This window comes from Xylophilus sp. GOD-11R (genome assembly GCF_033546935.1).
In the GTDB taxonomy this organism is placed as follows: domain Bacteria; phylum Pseudomonadota; class Gammaproteobacteria; order Burkholderiales; family Burkholderiaceae_C; genus Xylophilus.
Genome location: NZ_CP137854.1, coordinates 4,299,758 through 4,320,499, shown reverse-complemented (window position 1 = coordinate 4,320,499; position 20,742 = coordinate 4,299,758). Strand labels below are relative to the sequence as shown.

Sequence of the window (20,742 nt, the reverse complement as noted above, 5' to 3'; positions counted from 1 at the left end):
AGACTACGACGGTCTTGTGTCTTGATTCACCATTGTGGTTCCGGTGCAGAATTTGACGCAAGAATCATTCCGGCCCATTGTCGTGCGCTGATTCAGCCCGATTGGATGGCGAGGAAGCGGATCTGGCCACGGGGACTGCCGGCCGACAGCGTGAGGTCCACCGAGAGGAAGGTGCCGGTGGAGACGAGCGTGCCGAACGCAGTCTCGAATCCTCCCGGGGCGGAAGGCCGCCACGCGTAGAAGGGTTGTCCCTTGTCGTTGATCGCCTTGACGTCGACGCCCCGTTTTCCGCTCATGTCTGCCCGTTCGGCATCTTCGAATGCGGCGCCTGCTCCGATGCGCCAACTACCGGTGAATTCGGCGGCACGAACGATCCAGGACTGTCCGCTTTCGACTTTGATGTCCGGGAAGACGATGCTCACCTGCCGTTCGTTTCCTCCGGGATTGGCATCGCTGGTCAGGATGCCGGTCGCAGGGTCCCAGCGGAAACCGGGCCAGAGGCTCTTGCTGTAGTAGCCCCGCGCGATGCGTCCGCCCTTGAGTGCGGTGAATTCCGGAATCGGACGGACCGGGTAGGGCTGTGGCAGGCCGGTCAATGCCTGGCGGATTCCCGGCATCCAACGCTGCGACGCCGAGTCGTACAGGGCGAACGTGGAATTGAACGCCCACAGACACATGGGAACGCCGGTGGTCTCCCGGGTGTTTCGAACATGGGCGATGTACTCGGCCCGGTCGGCGTCCGGACGCGGCTGGCGGGTGGCGGAATTGTTTTTGGAGACTCCGACTTCGCCGATCCAGACGGGCACGCCGTTGGCCTTGCTCCATTCCTGCGCATACAGAATGTCCTGCGTGTAGTTCGCCATGCCCGGCGCGGTGAGCGTGCCGTCGCGGTGGGTGAAGGGAAACGGGGTGTAGAAGTGCGGGGAAACGCCCAAGGGTCCGGCGTTGGTTGGAATGGCGAGCAGCTGCAGCTGGTTGTCGAAGGGTTCCAGCCACACGACGCGGTTCGCGTTGTTTCCCCCGGTCGCCCTGATCGCGGGAATGACCACCGCGAACCAGTCGTTGAGCTCCTGGGGGGAGAGGCCTGGCGGATAGCCTTCGGGCGGCTTCTTGTGGCCCGGCTCGTTGAGCAGGTCGAACGAGAGGCGCAGCGATCTGTCCTGGTAGCGTTTGGCCAGTTGCACCCACATGGCCGTGGCGCGCGCCGCGTGCTGTTGCGTGTTGAATTGGCCGATGGTCTGGTAGTCGTCGTAGACCTTGTCGTATTGGTGCGCGCCGAACCATTGCAGGTAGTGATGCAGCGGATCGACGACCACGCGCTCGAAGCGCTCGAGCACCAGGTCGATCTGTTCGTCGAGGGTGCGAAGAAAGGCTTCGGAGATCACGCCTTCGGCGTCCGCCCGGGCCGCGCAGTTGGCCGGGATGCGCACGTGGTCGATACCGCCCTCCCGGCGCATGACGTCGAAGTCGGCCGCGCCCACCGCGTTCCGACGAGCGGCGGGCTGGTACGCCATCTCGAGGTAGTCGCTCGCCTGCATGCCCAGCCGCATCGTCGCCACGTATTCCTGCGCGGTGCCGGGCTCCTCAAAGCCTTTTCCCGACGGTGTGCGCTTGCTCGCGCCTTGCGCATGGGCTGCAGGCAAGATGCCCGCGCCGGCCAGTGCCATGCAAAGCAGGCGGCGTTGATGGTCCATGGACTGCATTCGAGGGTTCCCGTTCGGTGGAGGATATCCAGCATGCTAATGCCAGCACCAGGCGGGCCCGGCCTCGGTACGCTGTCGCACACGATGGCCGTTGGGTTGTTCAGAGCGAACGAAGACAGGCCAGCGCAATGCTTCCGCTCGGGCTGCCGGCATCGAAGCCCAGATCGATGCCGAGGTAATTGCCTTCCGATCCGATGGGGCCGTAGGCGTTGTCGAAGCCACCCGGTGCGACCGGCATGTAGACCGGATAGATGTCCTTGCCTTGCGGCGTCATGGCGCGCAGGTCGAGGCCGTGCACGCCGTTCTGGTCCTGCGCCGTAGCGTCGAAGTAGTACGGTGCCGTGCCCACCTGCCAATAGCCTTCGAAAGCCGTGGCGCGGGTGATCCACGATTGCTCGCTGGCGACGGCCATGTCCGGAAAGACCAGCGTAATGCGTTGCACCTGGTCGGTCTGGTTTTCCTGGGCATGGAGCACCCCGCTTGCCGCGTCGTATGAAAAGCCGGCCCACAGGGAGTTCGACCAGAAGATCCTGGCGATGCGGCCGCCCGCCAGCGTCTGAAACGGAGGGACCGAGCGAACCGGGTAGGGCGCGGGAAGCGCCGTGGTGGCCTGCAGCATCGACGGCAGCCAGGTTCCGTGGGCCTGGTCGAACAGCGCGAAGTTGCTGTTGTAGCCCCAAACACAAACCGGCACACCCAGGCCGTAGGCGGTGTTGCGGACATGGGCGATGAATTCGGCTCGATCGGCGGGCGTCCGTGGCTCGGTGCGCTGAGGAACGTTTCGCGAAACCCCGGACTCGCCGATCCACAGGGCGACCTGACGCGACGCCGCCCAGGCCTGGGCATACCGGACATCTGCCACGTAGTCGGCAAGGCCCGCGGCGGTGAGCGGAACCGAGCCCATGGTGAAGCCGGACGGGGTGTAGTAGTGCGGCGAGACGCCGTGTGGCCCGGAGTCCGCAGGCAGGGTCAGGAGCTCGAGGCGGTTGCCCCAGGGTTCGAACCAGATCATCCGCTGCGCATTGACGCCGCCGGTCGCCCGGATCACGCCCACGACGCCGGCATGCCATTCATCGAGCTGGGCGGCGCTCAATCCAGGCGGAAAAGCTCCTTGCTGCGTCTGCGACGGCTCATTGAACAGGTCGAAGGAAAGCCGGGTTGTATAGGCCTGATAGCGGAGCGCCAGCTGTCGCCAGATCGCGGTCGCTCGGACCGCGTGCTGCGCTGCGGTGAGTGGCGCCACACGCTCGTGGTCGTCGAATGAGGCGTCGTAGGTGTGATCGCCCTTCCACTGCAGGTAATGGTGCAGCGCGTCCAACACCACGCGTGGGAATTGCGCGAGCGCCAGCAGAATCTGGGTGTCCAGAAGCTTCAGGAAGCTCTCGGAAATCACGCCGTCGACATCCGCCCGGGCGGCGCAATTGGCGGGGATGCGCACATGATCGAGCCCGGCTTCCTGGCGCATGCGCAGGAAGTCGGCGGCACCGACCGCATTGGGCAGGCCCGCAGGGAGATAGGGCATCTCGAGGTAGTCCCCCGCTTGTGACCCGAGATGCATGGCGGCAAGGTATTCGGCGGCGGTTCGCGGGTCGTCTGGTTGCGGGTCGGCAGCGCGAGGATCACCCAGCTCTTGCGCGGCGGTCACCCCCGGTTCGGTGGAACTGCCGCATGCAGATGCCAGGGCGCCGACGGACGTGGCGGCCACGCTGAGAAAGAGGCGCCTGCCAGGGCTCGCGGCGGAACGCTTTTCACCGTTCTCCGGAATTGCTTTCATGCGTCACCGCCTGGGTAAGGTATGGAGCCATTCACAGTAGCCGTGACGCGCCCTGGTGCCGCGTGATCGAACTAGTCCCATCGGCCCTATTCGAGCCCCGGGCATGGGACCCGAGGCATGCCCTTGCTCAGAGCGAGCGCAGGCAGGCGCTGCGATCCGCTCAGCGTGCCAGCACCGGCGCCAGCGCCACGCCGGTATGGGTGCCCAGCCGCACCACGTCTTCGGGCGAAGCGGTGGCCACGACCCGGCCGCCGCCGGATCCGCCTTCGGGTCCGAGATCGATGATCCAGTCGGCCTCGGCGATGACGTCGAGATCGTGTTCGATCACCAGCACGCTGTGGCCGCCGTCGGTGAGCCGGTGCAGCACCTTGACCAGCCGCTGCACGTCGGACATGTGCAGTCCCACGGTGGGTTCGTCGAGCACATAAAAGGTGTGCGGTGCCTTGTTGCCGCGGCGCGTGATGTCGTCGCGCACCTTGGCCAGTTCGGTCACCAGCTTGATGCGCTGCGCCTCGCCGCCCGAAAGCGTGGGCGAGGGCTGGCCGAGCGTGAGATAGCCCAGGCCGACGTCGCGCAACAGTTGTAGCGGATGGGCGATGACCGGCATGGCCGCGAAGAAGTCGACGGCCTCGTCGACCTCCATCTGCAGCACGTCGCCGATGGTCTTGCCGCGCCAGCTCACCGCCAGCGTCTCGGGGTTGAAGCGCGCGCCGTGGCAGGCTTCGCAGGGCACCTTCACGTCTGGCAGGAAGCTCATGCCGATGGTGCGCACGCCCGCGCCTTCGCAGACCGGGCAGCGGCCCTCGCCGGTGTTGAACGAGAAGCGGCCCGGGCCGTAGCCGCGCGCCTTGGCCTCCAGGGTGTCGGCGAAGAGCTTGCGGATGGTGTCCCAGAATCCGATGTAGGTGGCCGGGCAGCTGCGCGGCGTCTTGCCGATGGGCGTCTGGTCGACCTCGAGCACCCGGTCGATGCCCTGGTAGCCGTCCAGCGATTCGCAGCCGGCCCAGGCGGGGTGCACGCCGGCGTCGTCCTTGTCGCGGCCGGCCCTCGTGGTGCGCTGCTGCACGGCAGCTTGCACATTGGCCAGCAGCACGTCGCGGGCCAGGGTCGACTTGCCGGAACCGCTGACGCCGGTGATGGCAACCAGGCGCTTGAGCGGCACGTCGATGTCGACTTCCTGCAGGTTGTGCAGGGTGGCGCCGCGCAGTTCGATCCAGTCGATCTCTACGTCGGGCGCCGCGGCGCCGTCGGCCAGCGAGGGCGCCACCGCACGACGCGGCTGCAGCGGGTGCTGCATGGCGTGCTGCAGGAAGCGGCCGGTGATGGAGTCGGGGTTGGCGGAGATGTCGGCCACCGAGCCCTGGGCCACGATGCGGCCGCCGCGGCTGCCGGCCCCGGCGCCCACGTCGATGATGTGCTCGGCGCGGCGGATGGTGTCTTCGTCGTGCTCCACCACCACCAGGGTGTTGCCCTTGTCGCCGAGCTTGTGCAGCGCGTCGAGCAGGATGCGGTTGTCGCGCGCATGCAGGCCGATGGTGGGTTCGTCGAGCACGTAGCAGACGCCTTGCAGGTTGCTGCCGAGCTGCGCGGCCAGCCGGATGCGCTGGGCTTCGCCGCCCGAGAGCGTGGGCGCGCCCCGGTCGAGCGTGAGATAGCCCAATCCGACCTCGGCCAGAAATTCCAGCCGGCTGCGGATCTCCGGCACCAGGTCGCGGGCGATGCCGGCTTCGCGGCCTTCGAGCGCCAGGCCGTCGAACCAGTCGTGCACCTCGACCACGCTCTTGGCGGCGATGTCGGCGATGCCGGTGCCACGGAACAGCACCGCGCGCGCCACCGGGTTGAGCCGGGAGCCGTGGCAGCTGGGGCAGGCGGAGTCGCCCACGCCTTCGGCATCGGGTTCGTCGAACGTTTGCTCGCGGCCCTTCTGGTCGTCGGCGAGCACCGAGTCGTCGAAGACCTTGCGTTGCTCGCGGCTCAGCTGCACGCCGGTGCCCACGCAGTCGGGACACCAGCCGTGCTTGCTGTTGTAGCTGAACAGGCGCGGGTCGAGCTCGGCATAGCTGGTGTGGCAGACCGGGCAGGCGCGCTGGGTGGAAAACGCCAGCAGCGTGCCGATGCCGGCGGTGGGTTCGCCCGACTCCATGGCTTCTGCCAGGGTTTCGATGTCCGACAGCACGTGCACCACACCCTTGCCATGCTGCAGGGCCTGCGAGAGCGCGGCTCGCAGTTCGGCCTCGGTTTCCGGCGACACGCGCAGGCTCGTCACCGGCAGCTCGATGGTGTGCTCCTTGAAGCGGTCGATGCGCGGGAAGTTGGTGGTCGGCAGGAAGTTGCCGTCCACCCGCAGATGGGTGTAGCCGCGCGGCCGTGCCCAGTCGGCGAGTTCGGTGTAGACACCCTTGCGGGCGATGACCAGCGGCGCCAGCAGGCCGATGTGCCGGCCGCGAAAGCGCGCCATGAGCTGCGCGACGATGCTTTCCTCGGTCTGCGGCTGCACGGCGGCGCCGTCGTGGATGCAGTGCTGCACGCCCATCTTCACGTAGAGCAGGCGCAGGAAATGCCAGACCTCGGTGGTGGTGCCGACCGTGCTCTTGCGCCCGCCGCGCGAGAGCCGCTGCTCGATGGCCACGGTGGGCGGAATGCCGTAGACCGCATCCACCTCCGGGCGCCCGGCCGGCTGCACGATGCTGCGGGCATAGGCGTTGAGCGACTCCAGATAACGCCGCTGGCCTTCGTTGAACAGGATGTCGAATGCCAGCGTGGACTTGCCCGAGCCGCTGACGCCGGTGACGACCGTGAAGGTGCCGCGCGGAATGTCCACGCTGATGCCCTTGAGGTTGTGCTCGCGGGCATTGACGATCTGGATCGCATTGAGGCCGGTGGGCGGCTGGCGGCGCTTGCGGATCGCCTGCTGCAGCGGCATGCCTTCCTCGACCGCCTGGCCGCCCAGGCCGAGTGCCTTCTCGTAGTCGGCCAGTGCCTTGCCGGTGTGGGAATGGGGATGCAGGCGCAGGTCTTCGGGCGGGCCTTCGGCCACGATGAGGCCACCGCCTTCGCCGCCTTCGGGGCCGAGGTCGATCACCCAGTCGCTGGCGCGGATCACGTCGAGGTTGTGCTCGATCACGACCAGCGAATGGCCGGCGTCGAGCAGCTTGCGCATGGCGCGCATCAGCTTGGCGATGTCGTCGAAATGCAGGCCGGTGGTGGGCTCGTCGAACAGGAACAGCGTGCCCTTCTTCGCCACCGGCTGGCGGCTGCTGCTGCCGTTCTTCGCCGCTTCGGCCAGGAAGCCGGCGAGCTTGAGGCGCTGCGCCTCGCCGCCGGAGAGCGTGGGCACCGGCTGGCCGAGCTTCACGTATTCCAGGCCGACGTCGACGATGGGCTGCAAGGCGCGCAGCACCTCGCGGTCGGCGGCGAACAGCTGCGCGGCCTCGTTCACGGTGAGCTCCAGCACGTCGGCCACGCTGAGGTTGCGGCCGCCGCGTTCGATGGTCACTTCCAGGATCTCGGCGCGGTAGCGGCGCCCGTCGCAGTCGGGGCAGCGCAGGTAGACGTCGGACAGGAACTGCATCTCGACATGCTCGAAGCCCGAGCCGCCGCAAGTGGGGCAACGCCCGTCGCCGGAGTTGAAGCTGAACTTGGCGGCGGTGTACTTGCGCTCGCGCGCCAGGGCCGACACCGCGAAGATCTCGCGCACCGCGTCCCAGGCGCCCACGTAGCTCACCGGATTGGAGCGCGCGGTCTTGCCGATGGGCGACTGGTCGACAAAGACGACGTCGGCCAGGTAGTCGGCGCCGAGCAGGCGGTCGTGCGCGCCGGGCGATTCGGTGGCCTTGCCGAAGTGGCGCAGCAGGGCGGGGGCGAGCACGTCCTGCACCAGGCTGGACTTGCCCGAGCCGCTGACGCCGGTGATGGCGACCAGGCGTTGCAGCGGGATGTCGACGTTGACGCCCTGCAGGTTGTGTTCGCGCACACCTTCGAGGATGAGCCGGTGCGTGCTGTCGGTCACCAGGCGCTTCATCCCCATGCCGATCTGCTTGCGCCCGCCCAGGTAGATGCCGGTGAGGGTGTCGGCGCGGCGCAGGTCCTCGATGTCGCCGTCGAACACGATCTGGCCGCCCCGCTCGCCGGGGCCCGGGCCCATGTCGATGACGCGGTCGGCGGCCAGCATGACGGCCGGGTCGTGCTCGACCACCACCAGCGTGTTGCCCGCGTCGCGCAGCCGGTGCATGGCTTGCGTGATGCGGTCCATGTCGCGCGGATGCAGGCCGATGCTGGGCTCGTCCAGCACGAACAAGGTGTTGACCAGCGAGGTGCCGAGGGCGGTGGTGAGGTTGATGCGCTGCACCTCGCCGCCGGAGAGCGTGCGGCTCTGGCGGTCCAGGGTGAGGTAGCCGATGCCCACGTCGTGCAGGTAGCGCAGCCGGGTGGTGATTTCCTCGAAGAGCAGGCGCAGGGCCTGCGCGTCGGCCTCGCCGGCGACGGTGCCGTCACCGTGGTGTTCCACCCGGTCGAAGAAGCGCCGCAGCCGTTCGATCGGCAGCAGCATCAGGTCGTGCAGGCTGAGGCCGGGCAGCGCTTCGAGCTGAGCGCGGCTCCAGGCCGTGCCGGCGGGCAGAAAACGTTTTTCGGGTGGCAGTACCTCGTTCGCGTCGGCCTGGCTGCCGATGCGCCAGAGCAGCGGCTCGAGCTTGAGGCGCGCGCCGGCGCAGACCGGACAGGTGGTGTAGCTGCGGTACTTCGACAGCAGCACCCGGATGTGCATCTTGTAGGCCTTGCTCTCCAGGTAGCCGAAGAAGCGACGGATGCCGTACCACTGCTTGTTCCAGTTGCCTTCCCTGAAGCCGGGCGTGCCTTCGATCACCCAGTCGCGCTGGTCCTGCGTGAGCTTGTTCCAGGCGGTATCGCGCGGAATGCCGGCGGCTTCCGCGTACTTCATCAGGTCGTCCTGGCATTCGGCCCAGGCCGGCGTCTGGATGGTCTTGATGGCGCCGGCGCGCAGGGTCTTGCGGTCGTCGGGAATCACCAGGCCCCAGTCCACGCCGATGACCCGGCCGAAGCCGCGACACGTTTCGCAGGCGCCGGCCGGCGAATTGAAGCTGAACATCGACGGCAGCGGGTCGGCGTAGCGGATGTCGCTCTCGGGACAGTGCAGACCGGTGGAAAAACGCCAGACCTCGGTGGCCGCGCCTTCGCCCGGCGGCGTGGCGTGCACCGTGACGCGGCCGGCGCCGCGCTTGAGCGCCACTTCGATCGCCTCCACCACGCGCGAGCGCTCGGCATTGCCGATGCGGAACCGATCGGCCACCACGTCGAGCACCTTGCGGGGACCGGTCGGGGTGGCAACCTCGCGCTCGGCATGGATGCGGGTGAAGCCGCTGGCCGAGAGCCACTGCTCGATCTCTTCGCGCGAAGTGGTGCCGGGCAGCTCGACCGGAAAAGTGACGACCAGGCGCGGGTCGGCGGAGGAGTCGGTGCCGCCTTCGTCCGGCGGCACGCCCTCGGCCATGGTGCGGGCACGCTGCTGCATCTCGGCATAGATGCTGTCGGGCGTGTCATGGCGCACCGGCAGGGCGGTCTGGCGATCGAACAGCTGGGCGGCGCGGGCGAACAGCAGCTTCAGGTGATCGTTGAGCTCGGTCATCGTGCCGACCGTCGAGCGCGACGAGCGCACCGGGTTGGTCTGGTCGATGGCGATGGCCGGCGGCACGCCTTCCACGCGGTCGACCGCGGGCTTGTCCATGCGGTCGAGGAACTGGCGGGCGTAGGCGGAGAACGTCTCCACGTAGCGGCGCTGGCCTTCGGCGTAGAGGGTGTCGAACACCAGGCTCGATTTGCCCGAGCCGCTCGGGCCAGTCACCACCGTCAGTTCGCCGGTGCGGATGTCGAGATCCAGGTTCTTCAGGTTGTGCTGGCGCGCGCCACGGATGCGGATGGTGCCTTCGGGTCGATCGGTCATAGCGCCTGCAAATGGGTATGGGGGCCGAAGATTCTAGGGTTGGCTTGCTGACCGGGAAGCGACCGGATGTGTCTGCGGCGGCGTCTGGCGCCACTAGACTCGGCCGCATGCAAATCTACAAAGTCGGCGGCGCGATCCGCGACGCCCTGCTGGGGCTGCCGGTGCAGGACACCGACTGGGTGGTGGTGGGCGCCACGCCCGAGGCTTTGCGCGAGCAGGGCTATCTGCCGGTCGGCAAGGACTTTCCGGTGTTTCTGCACCCGGGAACGCGCGAGGAATACGCCCTGGCCCGCACCGAACGCAAGACCGCGCCCGGCTACCACGGCTTCAGTTTCCACGCCTCGCCCGAAGTGACGCTGGAAGAAGACCTGGCGCGGCGCGACCTCACCGTCAACGCCATGGCCCAGCCGGTCGATGCGGCCGGGCTCGACGGCCTGGTCGACCCGTTCGGCGGCCAGCGCGACATCGAGCAGCGCGTGCTGCGCCATGTCACCGACGCCTTCCGCGAAGACCCGGTGCGCATCCTGCGGCTGGCGCGCTTCGCCGCGCGTTTCGACGATTTCACCGTCGCGCCCGAAACCCTGGCGCTGATGCGCGCGATGGTGGCCGAGGGCGAGGTGGACGCGCTGGTGGCCGAGCGCGTCTGGCAGGAGCTGGCACGCGGCCTGATGGAAAAACGCCCGTCGCGCATGCTCGAAGTGCTGCGCGACTGCGGCGCGCTGGCGCGGCTGCTGCCCGAGGTCGATCGGCTCTGGGGCGTGCCGCAGCGCGCCGACTACCACCCCGAGGTCGACACCGGCGTGCACCTGTGCATGGTGCTCGACATGTCGGCCCGCCTGCAGGCGCCGCTGGAAGCCCGCTTCGCCTGCCTGACCCACGACCTCGGCAAGGGCACCACGCCCGCCGACGTGCTGCCGCGCCATATCGGCCACGAAGGCCGCAGCGCGCGCCTGCTCGGACCCTTGTGCGACCGGCTGCGGGTGCCGCTGGCCTGCCGGGCGACCGCCGACGTGGTGGCGCGCGAGCACGGCAACATCCACCGCAGCGAGGGCTTCGATGCTGCGGCGGTGCTGCGGCTGCTGGAGCGTTGCGACGCCCTGCGACGGCCGGAGCGTTTCGCCGACGTGCTGCTGGCCTGCGAATGCGATGCGCGCGGGCGCCTGGGGCTGGACGACTCGCCCTATCCGCAGCGCGAACGGCTGGCGCGGGCGCAGGCGGCAGCGCAGGCGGTGGACACCGCGCCGGTCGCGGCGGCGGCGGCGGCGGCCGGCGCGCGCGGGCCGAAGATCGGCGAGGCGGTCACGCGTGCCCGGGAGGCCGCCGTGGCGGCGGCCCTGGCTACATCACCTTGAATTGCAGTTCGTAGGGCTTGCTCACCGTCAGCTCCTCGGTCATGCCGTAAAGCTTGACCCGCAGGCGACCCATGTCGTCGCGCCGCACCCGCTCGACGAAGCGGAAGTTGAGCAGGGTGGAGCGGTGGATGCGCTTGAAGAACTTGCCGTCGAGCAGCTGCTCGAATTCGGCGATGGGCGTGCGCACCAGGCCTTCCTGGTCGGCCATGACCACGCGGGTGTACTTGTTGTCGGCCTGGAAGTAGTAGATCTCGGAGGTCTGGTAGACCACCATGTCGGTGCCCCGGGCGGCGGTGATGGTGGCCAGCGGCAGCACCGGCGGGCGGCCGGGCGCGCGGCTTTCGATCGCCCGCTTGTAGAGCTTGTCGAAGGCCTTGGCCAGGCGTTCACGGGTAATGGGCTTGAGCAGGTAGTCGACCGCGGCCACGTCGAAGGCGTCCACCGCGAAGCTGGCGTCGCCGGTGGTGAAGATGACGGCCGTGTTGCCCGAGAGCGCGCCGAGCCACGAAGGCTCGTCGCTGTCCTTCATGTGGATGTCGAGCATCAGCAGGTCGGGCTTGTGCTGGGCCACCGCCTGCACCACCTGCGCGACGCTGTCGACCCGGGCGACGACCTGCCAGGTCGGGCGCAGTTCCAGCACCAGCTCGACCAGAAACGCCTGCTGCTGCGGATCGTCTTCGGCGACCACCACCTTCATGCCGCGCTCCGACCGCCGGCGCAGGCCGCAACGCAGGCGGGATGCGGTCGGCAGGGCCGCGCCCACGACTTGCTCGCTTCAGCCCGCGACAAACTCCGGAAACCCCGGAGGACTAAAAACATGCGTCACCTATCGGTCAGCGCGGTCCGGTGAGCCCGCGGACGGCAAAAAGAAAACTGGTTGGAAAAATCGCCCGCGACGCCCGTTCGCGCCGAGGACGACAGGATCAGCCTCCACATTCAGTAAGAGGCGTTTGTCGTTGAATTTAATCGAAATAATCCCCGCGATGGTCGACTTGCGGGCGGTCGTGACGGATCAATGGGGCCAAACGACCCCGTTGTCGTTGAGGATGGCGTCCAGGGGCAGGTCGTGCGCCTCGGGTTCGAGGTCGGGCAGGAAGCCCTGCGTGAAGCCGAGCCCGACCGTGAACGGCTTCGGCTCCAGCGTGGCGAGGGTGCGGTCGTAGAAACCGCCGCCGTAGCCGAGCCGATGCCCGCCCGCGCCGTAACCAACGCAGGGCACGAAGAGCAGCGTGGGCACGACGAGCTCGGTGTCCTTGGGCTTGGGGATGCCGTAGGCGTCTTCTTCCATCGGGCAGCCGGGGTACCAGGCGTGGAAGCTGAGTGTCTTGAACTCGCGGTCGATCACCGGCAGGGCGATGCGGCGGCGCTGGGTCTCGCCGGTGAGCTCGCCGTCTTCCTTCCAGCGGTGCAGGGCGGGCAGCGGATCGAATTCGCCCTTGATCGGCCAATAGGCCCCGATCACCACGTCGGGACGGCCCACGAGCCATATCCGCATGACGCGCTGGAGCATGTCTGCCCGCTGGAGCCGGTCGGGCAGGTTCAGGCGTTCTTCGATGAGGGCCCGGCGAACGGCGGCTTTGTCCATAATTCCCTTGATGAGTATCCCTTGGAAGATTTTGACATCCGCCGTGCTGGCATTGTCGGCGGCTTGCTCCGTCGGCGCTCAGACGCTGGCGGCCCGCAGTGGTGACGACGCGGTCATCGAGATGTCGCAGGCCTTCCGCAAGGGAGACCGCGCACGGCTCGCCGCCTTGCTGCCGCTGCTGCGCGGCCACGCGCTCGAACCTTGGGCCGCCTACTGGGAACTCAAGGCGCGCCTGCCGGACGCCCAGCCGCCCGAAGTCGACGCCTTCCTGGCGCGCTGGGCCGGCACCTACCAGGAAGACCGCCTGCGCAACGACTGGCTGCTGCTGCTGGGCCAGCGCCGCGACTGGCAGCGTTTCGCCGACCTGTACCCCTCGTTCCGCATGAACGACGACCGCGAGGTGCGCTGCTACGCCTTGCTGATCGGCCAGCTGCGGCAGACGCCGGCGCAGGGCGATCCGGCCGCCGAGGTGCTGCGCAACTGGAACGCCCAGCGCGAGCAGGACGACGGCTGCCGCACGGCGGCCGGCGAGTTCTATGCCGCCGGTAGGATCGAGCCTTCCGGCATCTGGCGCAAGGCACGGCTGGCGATCGAGGCCAACCGGCCGCGCCTGGCGGCCAGCGCGGTGGAGATCGTGGCGCCGGACGACGCGAACCAGGTGGCCGATCTCAACGGCAGTCCGGCGAAATACCTGGCCTCGCGCGCCATCGCCAACAACAAGGTGCGCAAGGAACTGGTCACCCTGGCGCTGCTCAAGATGGCGCAGTCCGATGCCGACGCCGCCGCGCTGCAGCTGGAAGGCAAATGGAGCGTCCAGCTCTCGGCCGAGGAGCGCAACTACCTCTGGGGCGCCATCGGCCGACAGGCGGCGACCAAGCTGTCGCCCCTGGCCAACGATTATTTCGGCCGCGTCACCCGCGAATCCGACCTCAACGCCGACATGCTCGGCTGGAAGGTGCGCGCCGCCCTGCGCGCCGGCCGTTGGCGTGATGTGGTGGCCGCCACCGGCGCGATGGACGAGCTCACCCGCGCCGACCCCACCTGGGTCTACTGGCGCGCCCGGGCGCTCGTGGCGGTCAAGCCTTCCGATAGCCAGCGGGCCGAATCGCAACGGCTGCTGGAGAGCATCGCCAGCCCGCGCGGCTTCTATGAGCAACTCGCGCTCGAGGAACTGGGCCGGCCTATCGTGATTCCACCGCGCCCCGACCCGGTGACGCCGGACGAGCGCGACGCCGCACGCACCAACCCGGCACTGTCGCGCGGGCTCTACGCCATCCTGCTCGGCCTGCGCAGCGAAGGCGTGCGCGAATGGAACTACGCCACCAATCTGCACGCCAACGGCGGCATGAGCGAGCGCGAACTGCTGGCCGCCGCCGACATGGCCTGCCAGAGCGAGGTCTGGGACCGCTGCATCAACACCAGCGAGCGCACCAGGCTGGCCTTCGACCAGGCGCAGCGTTTTCCCATGCCGCACCAGAGCCTGGTGGTGCAGCACAGCCGGCGTGTCGGCATCGACCCGGCCTATGTCTACGGGCTGATCCGCCAGGAAAGCCGCTTCGTCACCGACGCGCGATCCGGCGTCGGCGCCTCCGGGCTGATGCAGGTCATGCCGGCCACCGCCCGCTGGACCGCGCGCAAGATCGGCCTGACCGGCTTCACGCCCGACCAGATCGCCGACCGCGACACCAACATCACCATCGGCACCGCCTACCTCAAGCTGGCTCTGGACGACTTCCAGGGCTCGATGCCGCTGGCCGCCGCCGCCTACAACGCCGGCCCCGGCCGGCCGCGAGTCTGGCGCGACGGCCCGACCATGGAAGCCGCGATCTGGGCGGAGAACGTGCCCTTCGCCGAAACGCGCGACTACGTGAAGAAGGTGCTGGCCAACACCACGACCTACGCCGCCATCCTCACCGGCCAGCCGCAGTCGCTGCGCGCGCGCCTGGGCACCGTGGGGCCGAAGGATCCGAATTTCGTGGAGCCCAACCGCGACTTGCCTTGAGCAGGTCTGGTCAGACCTTCTGGCCGCGCGCTTGCGCCAAACAGGCGGCCAGCGACTGCTCCAGCAGCCGCGCCACGATGCGCGCCACCGCCGACATCGGCTTGCGTGCATCGATCACCACGTCGACCGACTGCGCATCCACGCCCTGGTCGCGCAGCGGCAGAAAACGCAGGGTGCCGGCGGCGAGCTCCGGCGCGGCGTCGAGTTCCGAGGTCAGCGCCACATAGCGTCCGCTGGCGACCAGCTGCTTGAGCAACTGCAGCGAATTCGTCTCCACCCGCTGCGGCCCTTCGCCGAAGAGCCAGCGGTAGTGCGACTCCAGATACCGCCGGATCAGCAGCGCCTTGCTCTGCAGCACGATCGGATGGCTGCAGACCTCCTGCAGGCTGGTGCTGTCGCCGGCGGCCAGGGCATGGCCGGGGGCCACGATGCAGCCCAGCGGCAGCGGCGCGCTCCACAGGGCCACCAGCTCCCGGCGCGGCTCCAGGTTGAAGACCGAGGCCACCTCGACGTGCCCGGCCAGCAGCGCCGACACCGCCTCGTCGGTGCTGCCCACTTCGACTGATAAGGACACGCGCGGATGCGCCACCGCCAGTGCCTCCACCAGCCGCGGAATGGCGCTGGTGGTCTGGCTGTCCATCGCCATCATGCGCACCTGGCCCTGGTGCACGCCCTGCATCTGGCGGATGGTGCCGGCCATGCGGCGCTCGTCCTCGCGCCAGCGGCGGGCGAGGGTGACGATGGCGTCGCCCGGCGGCGTCAGCCGCATGCCGCGCGGCAGGCGGTCGAAGAGCGGCACGCCGAGCGCTTCTTCCAGCTGCAGCAACTGCCGGTTGATGGCCGATGCCGCCACGTGCAGCTCGCGCGCGGCCTGCTGGATGGAGCCGGAGCGGGCGACCTGGTCGATGTAGCGCAGCACGGCGGGAACGATGGAATGGCGCACGGTGGTTCGCTTATGTCTTGCGTACTGATTTTGCGCATGGATTGTTGCCCATCGCATGATGGACGGCAACGCAGGGCCTGCCTACGATGACCGCAACCCCACTTTCGATCGGCCCGCCATGACCCGTTTGCCCCGCCGCCTGCTGCTCGCCACCGCCATCGCGGCGTTTACCGCATTCGCCCAGGCCGCCTCCGCCGCTTGGCCGGAAAAACCGATTCGCATCGTCGTCACCTTCGGCGCCGGCGGTGCCAGCGACATCATTGCCCGCGAGATCGCCACGCCCCTGGCGCAGACGCTCGGCCAGCCGGTCATCGTCGACAACAAACCTGGCGCCGGCGGCACCATCGGCGGCATGGAAGTCGCCCGGGCCGCGCCGGACGGCTACACGCTGATGCTGTCGAACTCCACCCCGCTGTCGATCGGCCCGTTCACGCTCGCCAAGCTGCCCTACGACCCGGTGCACCAATTCACCCACATCGCCCAGGTCGGCGTGGCGCCGGTGCTGATCATGGCCAACCCCAAGGCGGGCATCGCCAGCCTGAAGGACATTCCCAAGGCGGTCGGCGCGGCCGGCGGCCAGATGGGCTTCGGCAGCGGCGGCCCCGGCTCCATCGGCCAGATCGTCGGAGAGATGATGAAGGCCGACATGAAGCTCAACCTCGACCACGTGCCCTACCGTGGCGGCGCGCCGATGTCGGCCGATCTGCTGGCCGGCACGATCCCGCTGGGCATCGACGTCATCACCGCCTACGTGCCGATGGTCAAGCTCGGCCAGTTGACCGGACTGGCCGTGACCTCGCGCACCCGCTCGCCGCTGCTGCCGCAGGTGCCGACGGTGGCCGAGGCCGGCTATCCGGACCTGCTGGCCGACAACTACTTCGGCGTGTCCGGCCCGCCGGGCATGCCGGCACCGGTGGTCGAGAAGATCCGCGCCGCGCTGGCCGAGATCGTCGCCCGCCCGGCCATCGCCAAGCGATTCGAGGAACTTGGCGTGCTGCCCGCCTACGTCGGCCCGGCGGCCTTCACCACCGTGGTCGAGAAGCAGATCCGCGACTGGACGCCGGCGATCAAGGCCGCCGACCTGGGCCCGAAGTGAGCGGGACAGCGTCGCTCGACGCCTTGAATCGGGCCGATGCAGCGGGTTTCGCCGCAGCGCTCGACGGTGTGTTCGAGCATGCGCCGTGGGTGGTCGATGCGGTCGCCGGCCGGCGGCCGTTCGGTTCGGTCGGGCAACTGCACGAGGCCCTGCTCGGCGTGCTGCGGGCGCTGCCCGAGCCGGCGCTGGTGGCGTTTCTCTGCCTGCATCCCGAGCTCGCCGGCTCAGCCGCGCGCGCCGGCACCATGACGGCCGATTCGGCCGACGAGCAGGCCGGCCTGGCCTTGGGCAGCCTGCCGGCCGATCAGGCCGGGCGCTGGGACACGCTGAATGCACGCTACCGCGAGCGCTTCGGCTTTCCGTTCATTCTGTGCATTCGCCGGCATGACCTGGCCTCGGCCCTGGCGGCTTTCGAGCAGCGCATCGAGCGCAGCCGGGCGGAGGAGTTGCAGGCCAGCCTGGACGAGATCGCCGTCATCTCCGGCATGCGCCTCGCGCAGCGCCTGGGCCAGCCGGCGACGGTGTCGGCCGGCCAGGGTCGCTAGGTGCCCTAGGTATTGAGCACCCAGGCGCCTTCGCGCCGCGCGGCGCCGGCGCGCTCCAGGTCCGCGACCAGTGCGCCGGCCCAGGCATCAAAGGGAAGGCCGGGGAAATAACGGCGATGCACCGTGCGCAGATAGGCGGTGTCGCCGGCCCAGGCGAGCAGGGCACCGAGCGGGCGGCGCTGCCAGTCGAGCAGGCGGAATTTCAGCAGCACCCGCGCGGCATGGCCGGCGTGGCGGGCCGGGTCCAGCAGAAAACCCGCCAGCCGTCGCCGCGCGGTGGCCAGCGCGGCCTGCACGTCGTGGAAGACCGGGCCGTGTCCCGGCACGATCACCGCCGGATCGAGCGCCTCGATCAGGTCGAGCGTTCCGGCGACCGCGCCGAAAGCGTCGTCGCCCTCCAGTTCCGGAAACACTACGCCGAAGCCTTCGGCCCACAGGGCGTCGCCCGACAGCAGGGTGCGGCTGCCCGGCTCGAACAGCACGACGGCGTGGGCGTCGTGTCCCGGGGCGGCGAGCACCTGCCATGACAGTCCGCCCAGCGTGATCTCCTGACCCGGCTCCAGCAGGCGCTGAAACGCGAACTGCGGGCACTCCTGGCCGGTGGCCAGATAGCTCAGGGCGGTTTCGTCCCAGCGGGCGACGGCGTCCGCTTCACCGGGCGGAATGGCGGTCTGCATCGCCGGATAGCGCGCCTGCAACGCCGCGTTGCCGCCGCAGTGGTCGCTGTGCAGATGGGTGTTGAGCAGCAGGTCGAGCGGTCGTTCGCCGAGTGCGTTGCCGACCAGCGCGACGGTCTGGTCGGCATGGGTGCAATAGCCGCTGTCGACCAGGGCGGTGGGATGGCCCGGTGCGTCGAACAGGATCCCGTTGGCCGATAGCCAGCCCCGTTCCAGGACCGTCATGCCATCGGGAAGAGCTTGCATCGGGAGTGTTCGGGAGAGGGGCGAAAAGATGGCGGATTCTTCGGCCGCCACTGCCCCGTTGCCAGGGGGCTTCTACCGATGTGCCGTGCGAAGATCACCGCGATACCTCGGAGGAAACCCATGCTCGCCCGGCTGCAGCAACGCATCACCCTGACATTGCTCGTCGCCGCGCTGGCGTGGGTGTGCTGGTGGTGGCGGTCGCAGCCGGCGGTGGCGGTGGGCGGCGTGGCGGTGCTGCTGTTCGGCCATGCGTTCTTTCTGGGACTGGAGATGCTGGCGATGGGCCGGGTGAACCGCGCCGATCCGGCGCCGCGCGCCAGTGCCGTGCAGGTGCTGGCCGCCTGGTGGCAGGAATGCTTTGCCGCGGTCGGCGTCTTCTGCTGGCGGCAGCCCTTTTTTTCGAACGCCGTGCCCGACCACCTGCCGACCGACGCGGCCGGCCGACAGGGCGTGGTGCTGATCCACGGTTTTGTCTGCAACCGAGGCTTCTGGACGCCCTGGTTGCGACGCCTGCGCGAGCGCGATTTGCCTTTCGTGGCGGTCAACCTGGAGCCGGTCGTCGCCCACATCGAGGCCTACCGCGCCATCGTGGACGCCGCCGTGGCCCGGGTCACCGCCGCCACCGGTCGCCCACCGGTGCTGCTGTGCCACAGCATGGGCGGGCTGGTCGCGCGCGACTGGATTCGCTCGGGGTCGCACCACGGCCGGGTCGCCCGTGTCGTCACCATCGCTTCGCCGCACCACGGCACCTGGCTCGGCCGCTTCGCCCGCGAAGCCAGCGGGCTCCAGATGCGCCAGGGCGGGGCGTGGCTCGCGGCGCTGGCAGACGGCGAGGACGCCGCGCTGCGATCACGTTTCCAGTGCTGGTACTCCAACTGCGACAACGTGGTGTTTCCGGCGTCCACCGCCTGCCTGGAGGGTGCGGAGAATCGGTTTGTCGCCGGCCTGCCACACGTCGCGCTGGCCTTCGAGCATTCGCTCATGACGGCCGTGGTGGCAGAACTCGAGGAAAAACGCGTGGAAAGCGGGCTGCTCGATCGACAAAACATCTAGGGTTAACCCTCGATATCGCCTAAAATTGCGGCATGTTCGCTCCCAAGTCCTGGCTCCATGCCTCTCTGCACGCCGGTCGCCGCTGGCTCCGGCCCGAGCAGGCATCGCTCGTGTCCACACGCAAGCCAGGCACCGCGGCCCTGGTGCCGATCCGGGTGCTGGGCCCCGCCCACCGCGAACGCATCCGCGCCCACCTGATGGCGCTCGATGAATCCGACCGCTACCTGCGCTTCGGCTATGCCGCGCGCGACGAACAGATCAACGCCTACGTCGACAAGCTCGACTTCGGCCGCGACGAAATCTTCGGCATTTTCAACCGCCGCCTCGAACTCATCGCCCTGGCGCACCTGGCCTACGGCGACGCCGGCCAGCAGCCGCGCACCGCGGAGTTCGGCGTTTCGGTGGTGCCGCGTGCCCGGGGGCGCGGTTTCGGTGCCCGGCTTTTCCAGCGGGCCACGGTGCATGCGCGCAATGCGGGCATCGGCCAGATGGTGATCCAGGCGCTGAGCGAAAACGCCGCCATGCTGCGCATCGCGCGCAAGGCCGGTGCCACCGTGCACCGCGACGGGTCGGAGTCCGAGGCTTATCTGGCGCTGCCACCCGCCACGATCGACAGCCGGGTGCTGCAGTGGTGGGAGGCGCACATCGGCGAGACCGACTACCGCCTCAAGCGCGATTCCAAGCGCTTCTGGGACTGGATCGGCGGCATGCAGGAAGTGCGGCGCGACGTGCGCGCCGGGCGCCTGCCCACCGGGCGCTGATCGCCGCGCAGGCAGGCCCGGCGCTTGCTTGCAACCGTGGCGGCGGGAACCGATCGCATCGGCCTGACGTGAAGCCGGAACCGGCTTCCGCTATCCTTGCCGTTCCCAGACAACCGCACGTCCTGCACCCCCCGCCTGTGTCCGACCCCCATCCTGCGCGCGCAGAAAAGGAAGACAAGCGCACCTTTCTCCAGAAGGTCGCCGAATTCATCCACCCTGCGCCCGAATCCAAGGAAGACCTGATCGCCGTCCTCGCCGAAGCCGAGGACCACGACATCATCGGCCCGGAGTCGCGGGTGATGCTCGAAGGCGTGCTGCGCATGGGAGACAAGAGCGCCGGCGAGGTGATGGTGGCGGCGCCGCGCATGGACGTGATCGACATCGACGCGCCCTACGAGGACCTGATCAACCTGGTGATCGACACCGCGCACTCGCGCTTCCCGGTACACAGCGGCGAGCGCGAGAACATCATCGGCATCCTGCTGGCGAAAGACCTGCTCAAGCTGCAACGCTCGCCCGACCTCAACATCCGCGCCTTGCTGCGGCCGGCGGTCTTCGTGCCAGAGAGCAAGGGCCTCAACGACCTGCTGCGCGAGTTCCGTGCCAACCGCAACCACCTGGCCATCGTCATCGACGAGTTCGGCCGCGTGGCCGGGCTGGTCACCATCGAGGACGTGCTCGAACAGATCGTCGGCGAGATCGAGGACGAATTCGATCTCGGCGAGGAAGAGGGCGACATCTTCGCCCTGGCCGACCGGAGCTACCGCGTGTCGGGCGACACCCCGGTGGAGCGGGTGGCCGAGGCTTTCGACACCACCATCGCGCCTTCCGACGAGGAAGAAGACTTCGACACCATTGGCGGCCTGATCGCCCACGAGATGGGCCATGTGCCCCGCCGGGGCGAAACCTACACCCTGGGCGGACTGCGCTTCTTGGTGATGCACACCAAGGGCGGCGCGGTGCGCTGGTTCAAGGTCACGCCGTCGCCGGTCGAGACCGAGGCCGCTTGAGTTTCGATCCGCCCCGGCGCGGCTTCGGCGCGCGCC

Annotated in this window: 14 protein-coding genes; 7 read left to right on the top strand and 7 right to left on the bottom strand. The window is 68.8% G+C overall.

Translation table 11 applies throughout. From position 1 onward, the window contains the following. Window positions 1-92: 92 nt before the first annotated feature. The 3 genes from R9X41_RS19870 to uvrA all read right to left on the bottom strand — a co-directional run bounded on the left by R9X41_RS19870 (window position 93) and on the right by uvrA (window position 9,436). Complete coding sequence (locus R9X41_RS19870) at window positions 93-1,694, bottom strand: glycoside hydrolase family 5 protein (protein WP_318632164.1); 1,602 nt, start codon at window positions 1,692-1,694, stop codon at window positions 93-95. Between the two features lie 109 nt (window positions 1,695-1,803). After that, window positions 1,804-3,477 (bottom strand): glycoside hydrolase family 5 protein, encoded by a 1,674-nt coding sequence (locus R9X41_RS19865; RefSeq protein ID WP_318632163.1) that lies wholly within the window; start codon window positions 3,475-3,477, stop codon window positions 1,804-1,806. Window positions 3,478-3,637: 160 nt separating this feature from the next. Then, window positions 3,638-9,436, bottom strand: coding sequence for an excinuclease ABC subunit UvrA (gene uvrA, locus R9X41_RS19860; protein WP_318632162.1), 5,799 nt, complete (start codon window positions 9,434-9,436; stop codon window positions 3,638-3,640). A 107-nt stretch (window positions 9,437-9,543) separates the two neighbouring features. Between uvrA and R9X41_RS19855 the strand changes: the two genes are divergently transcribed. Next, window positions 9,544-10,788: a multifunctional CCA addition/repair protein gene (locus tag R9X41_RS19855; protein WP_318632161.1), complete on the top strand. Its 1,245-nt coding sequence runs from the start codon at window positions 9,544-9,546 to the stop codon at window positions 10,786-10,788. On the opposite strand, the gene R9X41_RS19850 is transcribed toward R9X41_RS19855, so the two are convergent. Together R9X41_RS19850 and R9X41_RS19845 are read right to left on the bottom strand one after the other, a co-directional pair. Beyond that, window positions 10,775-11,551, bottom strand: a complete 777-nt coding sequence (locus R9X41_RS19850; RefSeq protein WP_318632160.1) for a LytR/AlgR family response regulator transcription factor — start codon at window positions 11,549-11,551, stop codon at window positions 10,775-10,777. The genes R9X41_RS19855 and R9X41_RS19850 overlap by 14 nt on opposite strands. Before the next feature lie 249 nt (window positions 11,552-11,800). Continuing rightward, window positions 11,801-12,373 carry a 5-formyltetrahydrofolate cyclo-ligase gene (locus R9X41_RS19845; RefSeq protein ID WP_318632159.1) on the bottom strand — a complete coding sequence of 191 codons (573 nt, stop codon included), beginning with the start codon at window positions 12,371-12,373 and terminating at the stop codon, window positions 11,801-11,803. A gap of 10 nt (window positions 12,374-12,383) precedes the next feature. Here R9X41_RS19845 and R9X41_RS19840 point away from each other — a divergent pair, with 10 nt between their 5' ends. After that, on the top strand, window positions 12,384-14,375 hold the full coding sequence (locus R9X41_RS19840) for a lytic transglycosylase domain-containing protein (protein ID WP_412556716.1): 1,992 nt from the start codon (window positions 12,384-12,386) through the stop codon (window positions 14,373-14,375). A gap of 10 nt (window positions 14,376-14,385) precedes the next feature. On the opposite strand, the gene R9X41_RS19835 is transcribed toward R9X41_RS19840, so the two are convergent. Beyond that, the gene (locus tag R9X41_RS19835) at window positions 14,386-15,318 is read right to left on the bottom strand and encodes a LysR family transcriptional regulator (protein ID WP_318632158.1); all 933 of its coding nucleotides are present in this window, start codon (window positions 15,316-15,318) and stop codon (window positions 14,386-14,388) included. A gap of 118 nt (window positions 15,319-15,436) precedes the next feature. Here R9X41_RS19835 and R9X41_RS19830 point away from each other — a divergent pair, with 118 nt between their 5' ends. After that, window positions 15,437-16,414, top strand: a complete 978-nt coding sequence (locus R9X41_RS19830) for a Bug family tripartite tricarboxylate transporter substrate binding protein (protein ID WP_318632157.1) — start codon at window positions 15,437-15,439, stop codon at window positions 16,412-16,414. Then, a complete protein-coding gene (uraD, locus tag R9X41_RS19825; protein ID WP_318632156.1) occupies window positions 16,411-16,959 on the top strand; it encodes a 2-oxo-4-hydroxy-4-carboxy-5-ureidoimidazoline decarboxylase in 549 nt (182 codons plus the stop codon). The genes R9X41_RS19830 and uraD overlap by 4 nt, the downstream gene beginning before the upstream one ends. 5 nt (window positions 16,960-16,964) lie before the next feature. Here the strand turns inward: uraD and R9X41_RS19820 are convergent, their stop codons facing one another. After that, window positions 16,965-17,861, bottom strand: coding sequence for an MBL fold metallo-hydrolase (locus R9X41_RS19820; protein WP_318632155.1), 897 nt, complete (start codon window positions 17,859-17,861; stop codon window positions 16,965-16,967). A gap of 141 nt (window positions 17,862-18,002) precedes the next feature. Here R9X41_RS19820 and R9X41_RS19815 point away from each other — a divergent pair, with 141 nt between their 5' ends. The 3 genes from R9X41_RS19815 to R9X41_RS19805 all read left to right on the top strand — a co-directional run bounded on the left by R9X41_RS19815 (window position 18,003) and on the right by R9X41_RS19805 (window position 20,706). After that, window positions 18,003-18,935 (top strand): esterase/lipase family protein, encoded by a 933-nt coding sequence (locus R9X41_RS19815; protein WP_318632154.1) that lies wholly within the window; start codon window positions 18,003-18,005, stop codon window positions 18,933-18,935. A 32-nt stretch (window positions 18,936-18,967) separates the two neighbouring features. Next, window positions 18,968-19,696, top strand: coding sequence for a GNAT family N-acetyltransferase (locus R9X41_RS19810; RefSeq protein ID WP_318632153.1), 729 nt, complete (start codon window positions 18,968-18,970; stop codon window positions 19,694-19,696). Between the two features lie 137 nt (window positions 19,697-19,833). Continuing rightward, complete coding sequence (locus R9X41_RS19805) at window positions 19,834-20,706, top strand: CorC family transporter (protein ID WP_318632152.1); 873 nt, start codon at window positions 19,834-19,836, stop codon at window positions 20,704-20,706. The last annotated feature ends 36 nt before the right edge of the window (window positions 20,707-20,742 follow it).